At 37.0% G+C, this 11,411-nt stretch carries 10 protein-coding genes; 6 read left to right on the top strand and 4 right to left on the bottom strand.

Annotated elements, in window-relative coordinates; genetic code table 11:
• Positions 1-43: 43 nt before the first annotated feature.
• Together GYX25_RS09370 and GYX25_RS09365 are read right to left on the bottom strand one after the other, a co-directional pair.
• Positions 44-595, bottom strand: a complete 552-nt coding sequence (locus GYX25_RS09370) for a YagU family protein (protein ID WP_174787244.1) — start codon at positions 593-595, stop codon at positions 44-46.
• 353 nt (positions 596-948) lie between these two features.
• The gene (locus tag GYX25_RS09365) at positions 949-1,512 is read right to left on the bottom strand and encodes a hypothetical protein (RefSeq protein ID WP_174787243.1); all 564 of its coding nucleotides are present in this window, start codon (positions 1,510-1,512) and stop codon (positions 949-951) included.
• 281 nt (positions 1,513-1,793) lie between these two features.
• Here GYX25_RS09365 and recN point away from each other — a divergent pair, with 281 nt between their 5' ends.
• From recN to GYX25_RS09340, 5 genes are all read left to right on the top strand, one after another.
• Positions 1,794-3,455 carry a DNA repair protein RecN gene (gene recN, locus GYX25_RS09360; RefSeq protein WP_174787242.1) on the top strand — a complete coding sequence of 554 codons (1,662 nt, stop codon included), beginning with the start codon at positions 1,794-1,796 and terminating at the stop codon, positions 3,453-3,455.
• Between the two features lie 51 nt (positions 3,456-3,506).
• Positions 3,507-4,733, top strand: coding sequence for a bifunctional phosphopantothenoylcysteine decarboxylase/phosphopantothenate--cysteine ligase CoaBC (gene coaBC, locus GYX25_RS09355; RefSeq protein ID WP_174787241.1), 1,227 nt, complete (start codon positions 3,507-3,509; stop codon positions 4,731-4,733).
• On the top strand, positions 4,717-5,175 hold the full coding sequence (dut, locus tag GYX25_RS09350; protein ID WP_034909576.1) for a dUTP diphosphatase: 459 nt from the start codon (positions 4,717-4,719) through the stop codon (positions 5,173-5,175). The genes coaBC and dut overlap by 17 nt, the downstream gene beginning before the upstream one ends.
• A gap of 2 nt (positions 5,176-5,177) precedes the next feature.
• Positions 5,178-5,765 (top strand): nucleoid occlusion factor SlmA, encoded by a 588-nt coding sequence (gene slmA / locus GYX25_RS09345; protein ID WP_342211589.1) that lies wholly within the window; start codon positions 5,178-5,180, stop codon positions 5,763-5,765.
• Positions 5,766-5,826: 61 nt separating this feature from the next.
• Positions 5,827-6,660, top strand: a complete 834-nt coding sequence (locus GYX25_RS09340; RefSeq protein WP_091349292.1) for a mechanosensitive ion channel domain-containing protein — start codon at positions 5,827-5,829, stop codon at positions 6,658-6,660.
• 59 nt (positions 6,661-6,719) lie between these two features.
• Here GYX25_RS09340 and cysE read toward each other — a convergent pair whose 3' ends face one another.
• Positions 6,720-7,499: a serine O-acetyltransferase gene (gene cysE, locus GYX25_RS09335; RefSeq protein ID WP_446718921.1), complete on the bottom strand. Its 780-nt coding sequence runs from the start codon at positions 7,497-7,499 to the stop codon at positions 6,720-6,722.
• A 631-nt stretch (positions 7,500-8,130) separates the two neighbouring features.
• Between cysE and GYX25_RS09330 the strand changes: the two genes are divergently transcribed.
• A complete protein-coding gene (locus GYX25_RS09330) occupies positions 8,131-9,612 on the top strand; it encodes a SulP family inorganic anion transporter (protein ID WP_174787239.1) in 1,482 nt (493 codons plus the stop codon).
• Positions 9,613-9,744: 132 nt separating this feature from the next.
• Here the strand turns inward: GYX25_RS09330 and GYX25_RS09325 are convergent, their stop codons facing one another.
• Positions 9,745-11,214 (bottom strand): glycoside hydrolase family 32 protein, encoded by a 1,470-nt coding sequence (locus tag GYX25_RS09325; RefSeq protein ID WP_174787238.1) that lies wholly within the window; start codon positions 11,212-11,214, stop codon positions 9,745-9,747.
• Positions 11,215-11,411: the final 197 nt, after the last annotated feature.

The following is an 11,411-nucleotide window of genomic DNA, read 5'->3' as shown; positions in this document are numbered from 1 at the left end:
TTAAATAGTAGGATTTAATATTAACTGATGAAAGCTAAGCCAATTATTGACGCCACTCACCATGAATTGGTCTTGCAAAATGAGCAAGTACTGCAATCATACACACTTCGATCGATACACCCCAATAGATATGACCTAGAATTTCACTCCAAAGTTCATAACCATTTAAGTTCCATAACCAACCAACCGTACCTTCCGCATCATAAGCAGGATGACGGAAACCAAGCAATGGAATTAAAAAACCGTGCATCACAACAGTAATAATAATGCCGTACAATGCCCCATACCATAAGCGGATTTTGTTGCAATAATATGCACCTGCAACATAAACAAAGGCAAAAGCAAAACTAAATAACCAGTGATAAAGTGTCACCGCACCTAAAACACTTGCTCCTTGATAAAGGTAATCGAGCGAGTGAGAATTAATCCCAAGCCAACCCAGCCATGCATCAATATGTGCCGCAGGTGGCGAAATTTCACCAGGTACTCGTGGAGGCATATTAACTTCTGAACCCCATTTTACTAATGAACTGAAAAATCCGCCGATAATTGTTGTCCATATAATTACTTGGCGATTTGTTTTATTTCCAAACATACTTAGTTTCCCATAGTTATAATAAATAGGTGTTCAAATTATACTACTGTGTAATTTTAGATAAAAGAAGAATAAGTTGGGGGGAGGTGTAAAAGTATTTTGATGAGTGGTGGTGGTTATTTTTGCACCGCTTTTTGGAAAAGGTAATTTTTGGAGCAATCTGTTTTGTTGATAAATAATCAAGCACTAAAATCAGATAAATTTAGCTTAAATAAATTATTGAGTATAATTATTTATTATTAAAAAGGTATAGAATACTGAATATTTTTACAAAAAAATTAAAATGTGAACAGGTGGGTTATTTGATTAACGAAAGTTGGCAATTTAGAATATTAAAAAGATTTCATATAGTCTTATATTTTAATAATCATTGAAGTAAATTCAGCTAACCAATTTTCATACGATAACATGTGTTTAACTAACCCCCTTATATCAGCAATATCATATATAGCATAAAAAATTGCATCAGAGGGGCTTATTCGTTTGAATATCTTTTTCATGTCTATTGGATCATTTGTCATAAAAACTATTGCATCTTGATTAGGAATTCTTTTTGCAGCAAAATGAGCAAAAATATTTCTATGGTTTCTTCGAAATTTTATTTCTTCAAGTTTCTCTTCTGCTTCTTTTCTTTGTTCATAGTTTAGGCTTAATTCTGAAAGGCAAGATATAATTTTATTAACTAAATTAGGAATAATATTTAATTCTTTTTGACTTGTAATTAAAATTCCCTTTTCGTTTAATACATTAAAACAACGCCTAATGTTTAAATCAATAAAATTGTAAGTTTGTATATACATACCTAATATTCTAAAGTCTTCATTAGTTAAATTTTCTAACAAATCAACTTCAAATTTTTTAAATTCATTTTCCAATGCTAATGTTTTTTCAGTCCTAAATCCTTCTGGTAATCCCATTTTATTTCTCTTTTATTTAATTTTTATCCAAAAATAATAAATCAATCTAATTTAGAATGAATTATCTCTTTACACTCAACTTACCGTAATTTATGCACAATCTCAACTAATTCATTTTTTAAATTAAACCTAATCATTATTGTCAATATTAATACGACAGAACCACCCCGTATGCTTTTCCCCAAAATTTCAAAAAAACAAAAACAACATCCTGTATTTATTTACAGTATTTTTACTGCTATACTGCCAATATGATAACTAGCCTTATGTATTAATTTATTATGATAACTCAACTAACTATTAATAATTTTGCTATTGTAGATCAACTTCTTGTCGACTTTACTACTGGGATGACCGCTATTACGGGTGAAACGGGCGCAGGGAAGTCGATTGCTATTGATGCATTGGGATTATGTTTAGGTAATCGTTCTGATGCTTCATCTATTCGGCATGGCGCTGATCGTGTTGATATTTCGGCTTGTTTTGTGCTTGATGATACGCCAGCGGCTTTTGCTTGGTTACGCGAAAATCAACTTGATGAGGGTAATGAGTGCATTTTACGCCGAGTGATTAATCAAGATGGGCGTTCTAAAGCATTTATTAATGGTCGTGCGGTACCTATTTCGCAATTAAAAGATTTGGGGCAAATGTTGATTCAAATTCATGGGCAACATGAACATCAGCGCCTGTTACGCAGTGATTATCAACAACTGTTACTCAATCATTATATGAATGAGCCCACCTTGCTTGCCCAAATGCAGCAAGCCTATAGACAGTGGAAAGAAGCAACACGAGCTTATCAGCAGTACGAAACCTCACGACAAGAGCGTGATGCGCATATGCAGCTTTTACAATATCAATTGAAAGAACTTAATGAGTTTTCGCCAATTGAAGGGGAATATCAACAAATTGACGAAGAATACAAACGATTATCTAACAGTGAACAATTAATCAATCTAAGCCAACAATCTGTGATGTTGTTAGATGAAGCCGATGAATATAACGTCAGTAATTTGCTTAGTAGTGTTAAAAATAGCGTTCAAGAATTGGTTGAGCTCGATCCAACTTTAAATAGTGTTTGTAATATGCTGGAAGAGGCATCAATCCAAATTAAAGAAGCAAGCGATGAACTTCGTCATTATAGTGAACGTTTAGAGCTCGATCCTGCTCGAGTCATGCAACTTGAACAGCGGTTATCAAAACAAATTGCTTTAGCGCGTAAGCACCATGTCACCCCTGAAGCATTGCCCGATTTACATCAAACCTTGTTAACTGAATTTAAACAGATCAATCAGCAAGATGAACAAAGCGAACAACTTAAAACCGATATTACCAAATACCATCAACTCGCGGTTGAAATTGCCACAAAATTGCATCAAAAAAGATTAACGATAAGCAAAACTTTAGCCAAAAAAGTAACCACTATTATGCATGACTTATCCATGCCTAATGGACAATTTAGTATCGATGTCACTTTTGACGAAAACCGATTAAATGAAGACGGTGCCGATCAAGTCACCTTTTTAGTCAGCACCAATGCTGGGCAAAGTCCACAACCGCTTGCTAAGGTGGCCTCTGGTGGTGAGTTATCACGTATTGCCTTAGCTATTCAAGTTTTAACTGCGCAAAAAATGGATACACCAGCATTAATATTTGATGAAATTGATGTCGGTATTAGTGGACCAACTGCCGCTAAAGTCGGTCAGTTATTAAGGCAACTGGGTGAATCAACGCAAGTGATCACTGTAACCCACCTGCCACAAGTTGCTGGGCAAGCAAATCAGCACTATTTTGTTAACAAACAAACCAATGGCAAACAGACTTCAACTGATATGCAAAAGCTAGATAATACTGGACGTTTAAACGAACTTGCTCGCTTATTAGGAGGAGACAAAATTACTGACGCAACATTAGCCAATGCGAAAGAGCTACTTATTATCTAGCTGAATTGTGGTAATATAGCGCTTTCATCTTGATGTGAAGGAAGCTTGATCATGAGTCTATCGGGTAAACATATTTTGTTAGGCATTACTGGTGGTATTGCCGCTTATAAATGTCCTGACCTTGTTCGCCATTTAAAAAAAGCGGGTGCGCAAGTGCATATTGTTCTGACTGATTCTGCTAGCCATTTTGTGACTAAAATGACTCTGCAAGCTGTTTCTGGCAATCAGGTTTCCAGTGATCTCTTTGATCCATCAGCCGAGCTGTCTATGAGCCATATTGAACTGGCCAAATGGGCTGATTTAGTCCTCATTGCCCCAGCAACGGCCAATATTATTGCCAAAATGGCTAACGGCATTGCTGATGATCTGCTGTCAACAGTCTGCTTAGCAACCCCATCGCCAATTGTTATAGCGCCAGCCATGAATCAACAAATGTATAAAGCGGCAGCAACGCAACATAACTTATCAGTATTGGCATCAAGAAATACCTTAATTTTAGGGCCTGACAGCGGCTTTCAAGCCTGTGGTGATATAGGGCCTGGGCGAATGTTAGAGCCTGAAACGATTGTTGAAAATATTAGGCAGTATTTTTCAACCACTGCTGCGCTTTCAGGTATATCTATAACCATCACGGCAGGCCCAACGATCGAAGAAATCGATCCAGTTCGTTACATTAGTAATTACAGTTCAGGAAAAATGGGCTTTGCAATTGCAAGTGCAGCAGCGCAAATGGGCGCTACCGTTACATTAATTAGTGGACCGGTTCATTTAGATACGCCAAATGGTGTCAACCGAATTAACGTTAAAAGCACTAAACAGATGTATGAAGAAGCATTAAATTATGCGCAAAAATCAACTATTTTTATTTCGTGCGCGGCGGTTGCCGATTATCATGCCAAAACAATTGCGACACAAAAAATCAAAAAAGCTAGCGATAACAATGAACTTATTATTGAATTAGTGAAAAACCCCGATATTGTAGCAAGTGTCGCAGCACTAAAAACGAATCGTCCTTTTGTGGTAGGATTTGCTGCCGAAACTCATGATGTCAAAACTTATGCACTAAAAAAATTAACTACAAAAAATCTAGATTTAATTTGCGCTAATGATGTTTCAGACAAAACCATCGGCTTTAATTCTGATCAAAATGCATTAACACTATATTGGCAAAATGGTGAGCAAACGTTACCATTAAGCAACAAACAACAATTAGCAATACAGTTACTTGAAGCAGTTACAACACGATATAAAGCGAGTCATGATGAAAAGAAAAATTGATATAAAAGTATTAGACAAACGTTTAGGAAATGAATTTCCACTACCTACCTATGCAACCGAAGGTTCAGCAGGTATTGATTTGCGTGCAATGTTTGATAAAACCACCGAAATCAAGCCCGGCGAAACCATCTTAACCCCAACCGGTTTGTCAATGCATATTGCCGATCCTAGTTTAGCGGCATTGGTTTTACCACGTTCTGGACTTGGTTCAAAAAATGGTATTGTGCTTGGTAATTTGGTTGGTTTGATTGATTCGGATTATCAAGGTCAGTTATTTGTTCCTGTTTGGAATCGTAGTCAAACCCCTTTTGTTATTGAAGCAGGCGATCGAATTGCCCAATTAATTATTGTTCCGGTTGTACAAGCCGAATTTAATATTGTTGATGAATTTGTTGAATCAGCACGAGGGGAAGGTGGATTTGGGCATTCGGGTAAAAAATGATTGTGACAAGCAAAAATAAAAATCGTAAAGAAGATATATTACAAGCATTAGCTAAAATGCTTGAGTCCAACGAAGGCACGCAACGCATTACAACAGCTAAATTAGCTGCAACAGTAGGTGTTTCTGAAGCGGCGTTATATCGACATTTTCCAAGCAAAACAAAAATGTTTGAAAGCTTAATTGTCTATATCGAAGATATTTTGTTGTCTCGCATTAATGTCATTATGCAAGAAGAGCCCAATACCTTTACACGCTTACAACTTATTCTTGCGTTGATATTAGGCTTTTCTGAAAAAAACCCAGGATTAACCAGAATTATGACGGGGCATGCATTAATGTTTGAACAAGACCAATTACAAGAACGTATTAGCCAACTCTTTGAACGAATTGAAATCCAAATCAAACAAGTTTTACGGGAGCGCAAAATACGTGAAGGTGTTGCTTTCATCACAGATGAACGGATTTTGTCTAGTCAGTTATTGGCTTTTTGCGAAGGCATGATGGCGCGTTATTCTCGTTCAGGTTTTAAATATCTACCAACTACTAATTTTGATACACGTTGGACTTTATTAGTTAAACAATTGGTTTAGCCAATTTTGCACTAAAACACATTGATAGAAATTACTATTCCGAATTACTGAGGATAATAAGATGAATTTTGAAGGTTTCTTAAATTACACCCTTAACTTTATCAAACGATATGATGGGGTTGTATTTAGCTATATCGCTCATTTCTGCTTTGCTATTCTTATTTTTGTTATTGGTAGAACTATTGCTAGATTTATTAGCAACCAATTAAAACGGATATTATTTAAACGGCACGTTGACCCAACGGTTGTTAAATTTGTCAGTGCTTTGTCGTACTATGCCGTTATTGTTATGACATTAGTGGCGGTTTTAGGCCAATTAGGAGTACAAACGGCTTCTATTGTTGCTATCATTGGTGCGGCTGGTTTAGCTGTTGGTTTGGCGTTGCAAGGTTCGCTATCTAACTTTGCGGCTGGGGTGATTTTAATTATTTTCCGCCCATTTAAAGTAGGCGAAACAGTTGTAATAAATAGCCAACAAGGCGTGATTGATTCAATACAGATCTTTTCAACATCGATGATCACATCAACTAACGAATTAGTGGTGATACCCAATAGTCAGGTCGTCAACACCAATATTATCAACTATACCCGTTTACCAGAAAGGCGTTTAGATTTGGTCATTAATGTCGGCTATGATTCTGATATTCAAAAAGTTTACCAAGTGTTAAAGCAAGCGGTTGATAAAACACAAAACATATTAACATCCAAAGAGCCAACGATTCGATTAGATGTGTTAGATGCTTCCTCAATGAATTTTAATGTATTAGTTTGGACATTAAATGAAAACTACGGAGCAGTAAAAGGGGATCTGCTTGAAAATATCAAAAATGGATTAACTGCAAATAATATTAATATTCCATATCCAACAATGGATGTAAATCTTAACAATAAATAATCCGTTATAAAAATGCCGTCGATACAAATCAACGGCATTTTTCATTATACGCATCGCAATTAAATATCTTGATCCATATTTAAAGCAGGCTTATCGCAATCAGGGCAACCCACCACTTTTGCGGGCACACCGGCAACGGTAGTATGTGGTGGTACAGGATCTAACACCACAGAACCCGCACCAATTTTAGCCCCTTTGCCTATTTCAATATTGCCTAAAATCGTGGAATTCGCACCAATCATTACACCCTCACGAATTTTTGGATGACGATCACCATTTTGTTTACCGGTGCCACCTAAGGTGACAGATTGCAAAATAGAAACATCGTTTTCAATTACCACGGTTTCACCAATCACAATGCCTGTCGCATGATCAAACATTACCCCACAGCCAATTTTTGCCGCAGGGTGAATATCCACACCAAACACTATCGCAATCTGGCTTTGTAAAAAAATGGCCAATGATTTACGGTTTTGCTTCCAAAGCCAATGTGCAATTCGATAAGCTTGTAGTGATAAAAAACCTTTGTAATAAAGAAGAGGGGTTGAATAATAGTTGGTTGCAGGATCACGAATATAAACCGCAATAATATCACTTACTGCAGATTGGATAAGGCGTTGATCAGCTTGATAAGCCTGCCGAGCAATCTCACGAATCTCAATAGCAGGCATTACTTGTGTTGCCAGTTTATTAGCTAAAATATAACTTAATGCACTGCCTAAATCCTCGTGATTAAGTAAAGTCGCGTGGAAATAACTTGCCAGCATTGGCTCGCTTTCGACTAACTCAAAGGCTTCTTGCCGAATGGTTTGCCACAGCCGTTCGGGTTTTACAACTATTTTTGCATCGCTCACAACAAGTCCTTATACACAATAACTAAAATTATTCACATTGTTTCGCAAACTTAACCTAGAAGCAAGTTTTGTATTCATTTATCATCGCGTTAAAAAGCCAAAAAGAGCCAATATAGATAGCATAACCTTATTTAAAAAAAGCCTCTTTGTAAGTGAAATAAAGTATATTAGCTCAAACCAAATAAAGGCATAGAAAAACAGATCTAAAACATTGTTTAACCGCCAATGCCTAATCCCATTTTCAATTTTGTCTATTTTACTTTTAATGATGACGGTTAATTCCGTCATTAAATCCTATAATAAATAGATCTATGACATCGGCATCATTTAAATTTGTATGGTTAGATTAAAATTTTTAAAACAATAAAATATTATAACTTTCAACGATAATAAGAAAATTAGCCATTGTACAATGGGTTAAGTTCTATTATTATAAAAATATAATTTCATTATGGAGTATACCTGTGTAACTTTTTGCGCGTTCTTTCTATTAATAATAATTATAGTTACTCGCGTGATGCACAGAAGTCATATCTTTCCTATCAACTTTTGATAACCTTATAAATGCATTGCTTCACGCGGCAATTTTCCTTTTTTTCAGTGGTGATTAAATTCAATGCAATCTTTACGCACACAATGGTTTTCCAATATCAAAAATGATGTTCTATCGGGCATCGTTGTAGCACTTGCCCTTATTCCTGAAGCAATTGCTTTTTCTATTATTGCCGGTGTTGACCCTAAAATGGGGCTGTATGCGGCTTTTTGTATAGCGGTTATTACTGCTTTTGCCGGTGGTCGCCCAGGAATGATTTCTGCCGCTACCGGTGCAATGGCGCTAGTGATTGCTGGACTGGTTAAAGCACATGGGGTTGAATATTTGCTTGTTGCGACAATCTTATGCGGCATTTTTCAGATTATTGCCGGTTTTCTTCAATTAGGGAACTTAATGCGCTTTGTTTCTCGTTCTGTGGTAACAGGTTTTGTTAATGCATTAGCCATCTTAATTTTTTTAGCACAACTTCCTGAGCTAACCAATGTCACATGGCATGTCTATGCAATGACCATTGCTGGGCTTGGCATAATTTATCTGTTCCCTTATATCCCCAAAGTAGGAAAAATGATTCCTTCACCACTACTTTGCATTCTTATTCTTACCGGTATCTATATGTATTTTGGCATGGATATACGCACGGTGGGTGATATGGGTACATTACCCACTAGCTTGCCTACATTTTTACTGCCCAATGTTCCTTTTAACCTTGATACCTTATTGATTATTCTGCCTTACTCCCTTTCATTAGCCATTGTCGGCTTATTAGAATCAATGATGACCGCAACCATTGTAGATGATATTACCGATACACCGAGTGATAAAAACCGAGAATGCAAGGGGCAAGGTATTGCCAATATCGTGACAGGCTTCTTTGGCGGTATGGCGGGGTGCGCAATGATTGGGCAATCAATTATCAATATGAAGTCAGGCGGACGAACGCGTCTATCCTCATTTATAGCCGGAACTGTACTTTTATTATTAGTTGTCTTTTTACAAGACTGGGTAAGCCAAATTCCAATGGCTGCGTTAGTAGCTGTGATGATCATGGTTTCCATAGGAACCTTTAGCTGGGACTCGATTAAGAACCTTAAATCGTACCCACTTTCAACCAATATTGTGATGCTGGCAACTGTAGTTGTCGTTGTATTTACCCATAACCTTGCTTACGGTGTATTTGTTGGGGTATTACTGGCATCACTGTTTTATGCCAATAAAGTCGCTCATTACCTACAAATTCAAACAGAGCAACCTAGCAATGAACAACGTATTTATACCGTGTATGGACAAGTATTTTTTGCCTCTTCTACCAAATTTATTAGCTCATTTGATTTAAAAGAAGTTGTACAAAAGGTAACAATTGATCTTACCCACGCACATTTTTGGGATATAACCGCTGTAGCAGCGTTAGATAAAGTGGTGATTAAATTCCGTAAAGAAGGGGCACAAGTGGAAGTGTTAGGGCTAAATAAAGCCAGTAGTACAATTGTAGACCATTTTGGCGTTTATGATAAACCCAAGGCGAAACAAACACTAAATAATCACTAAACCAATAGGTAATAAAAATAGCTGCATTGATAGTTTTACATCATGACTTATTGGTTATGATTATGTGGAATGAAACAATAAAAATGCAGATTTTAAAACGAAAATTCACTGCCAATAGGCAGTGAATAGACATTACGCATAAATAGACTGCAATTGCCAACTTTGCAAGTTTGTCACTTTCGCTTTTCCGTTTTCAGCAAAGAGGTTGATAACTCGCTCAGCGAGTAATTGCGGGTAAATACGACTAGTGAGACTATACAAATCATCATTAACAAAAACCTCGACAGATGAGGCATCAACAAAAATATGCAAAGTTAGCTTATCTGTTTTTGGTAGCGGTACGCTACGATAACCGGTTAATTCAAGACCGGATAAACTGCGATCAAGTATAATTCGCTCGGATTGTAAATCAACATATAGTAATGTTGCTTGTTTACCATCTTCTGTGGCTGCAAGCTGCAAACCAAAACGCTCGGCATCGCTTTGGATTAAATCAAACTCAACGTTAATCTCACAGCTAATCGATTGAATATCGGTGTTTTTAAGCTCGTTTTTTAAGAGGATATTATTTAGCGATTCTGGTTTTTCGCGCAATGCTTCAAGTTCTTTAATAGGGCGATTACGGACATAATTATCCTTATCTAAAATCAATTCACGCGGCAAAGTAAAAGCGCCTGCCCATTTATCTTTTTTACTTGGCATGGTCGATTCCCACATATCCATCCAAGCGAAAACAATACGACGCCCATCAGCCGCAAGAAATGATTGCGGTGCATAAAAATCGTGTCCAAAGTCCATTTCTTGGAACGGTTTAATGATTGAAAATCGCTCGCCTGGTTGCCAATTACCCACAATATAACCTGATTGGAACAAATTACGATATTGATAGCCTTTCGCTTGCATACCTTGTGGTGAAAACATCAACACCCACTTATCACCAAGGGGAAAGAAGTCAGGACATTCAAGCATATACACATTTGGATCGATATGACTAACAACAACATGATCGAACGTCCAATTTGTTAAATCACCTGAACGATAAAGCAATACTTCGCCCACATTATCTGGGGTTCGTTGCCCTACCACCATCCACCATTGACCATCTTGTTGCCAAACTTTGGGATCACGAAAGTGCATAATCCCGACTTTAGGCGCAAGTACCGTACCGTGTTTTTCAAAATGAATACCATCTTGGCTACTTGCAAGGCATTGAGTTTGGCTTATCTGCTCGTCATCACCTTGGCCACTCAACCAAACATGTCCAGTATAAAATAAACACAGCTCACCATCGTTATCAACAGCAGAGCCCGAAAAACAACCGCTTTTATCAAATTCTTGATCAGGGGCAATTGCGATTGGTAATCTACGCCATGTCACCAAATCATCGCTAACAGCATGCCCCCAATGCATTGGCCCCCAGTTTTCATCGTAAGGATGATGCTGATAAAAAGCATGATATTGCTCTTTAAAATAGATCAAGCCATTAGGGTCATTCATCCAACCAGATTGTGGCGCTAAATGAAAATGTGGGTAATACTGTTTATTAACAAGCTGCGCTAATTTGTTAACTGCTTGGTTAGCTTTATCGATAGCACTAGACATACAATCCCCTTATTAACCCAATATTTGATAGCATTAATCGTAGCCGGATTTACCTGTTAACATTAACCTATGGTAAAATAGCTCACCAACAATGTGACAAATGTCATACTTTTTAAATATTATCCATGATTTTTTTGATCGACGATTTATCCTATTATTAACCTTTGATCAATATATATCAAACAATAAAACCCTAA

Source organism: Gilliamella sp. ESL0254, assembly GCF_013344985.1.
Lineage (GTDB): Bacteria > Pseudomonadota > Gammaproteobacteria > Enterobacterales > Orbaceae > Gilliamella > Gilliamella bombicola.
The sequence above is the reverse complement of the archived record's forward strand: the minus strand, read 5'-3'. Positions and strand labels throughout refer to the sequence as shown.

Excerpts from the sequence above, each read along its gene's own strand:
- GYX25_RS09370 (WP_174787244.1), bottom strand. The coding sequence starts at position 595 with ATGTTTGGAAATAAAACAAATCGCCAAGTAATTATATGGACAACAATT.
- GYX25_RS09365 (WP_174787243.1), bottom strand. The coding sequence starts at position 1,512 with ATGGGATTACCAGAAGGATTTAGGACTGAAAAAACATTAGCATTGGAA.
- recN (WP_174787242.1), top strand. The coding sequence starts at position 1,794 with ATGATAACTCAACTAACTATTAATAATTTTGCTATTGTAGATCAACTT.
- coaBC (WP_174787241.1), top strand. The coding sequence starts at position 3,507 with ATGAGTCTATCGGGTAAACATATTTTGTTAGGCATTACTGGTGGTATT.
- dut (WP_034909576.1), top strand. The coding sequence starts at position 4,717 with ATGAAAAGAAAAATTGATATAAAAGTATTAGACAAACGTTTAGGAAAT.
- GYX25_RS09340 (WP_091349292.1), top strand. The coding sequence starts at position 5,827 with ATGAATTTTGAAGGTTTCTTAAATTACACCCTTAACTTTATCAAACGA.
- GYX25_RS09330 (WP_174787239.1), top strand. The coding sequence starts at position 8,131 with ATGCAATCTTTACGCACACAATGGTTTTCCAATATCAAAAATGATGTT.
- GYX25_RS09325 (WP_174787238.1), bottom strand. The coding sequence starts at position 11,214 with ATGTCTAGTGCTATCGATAAAGCTAACCAAGCAGTTAACAAATTAGCG.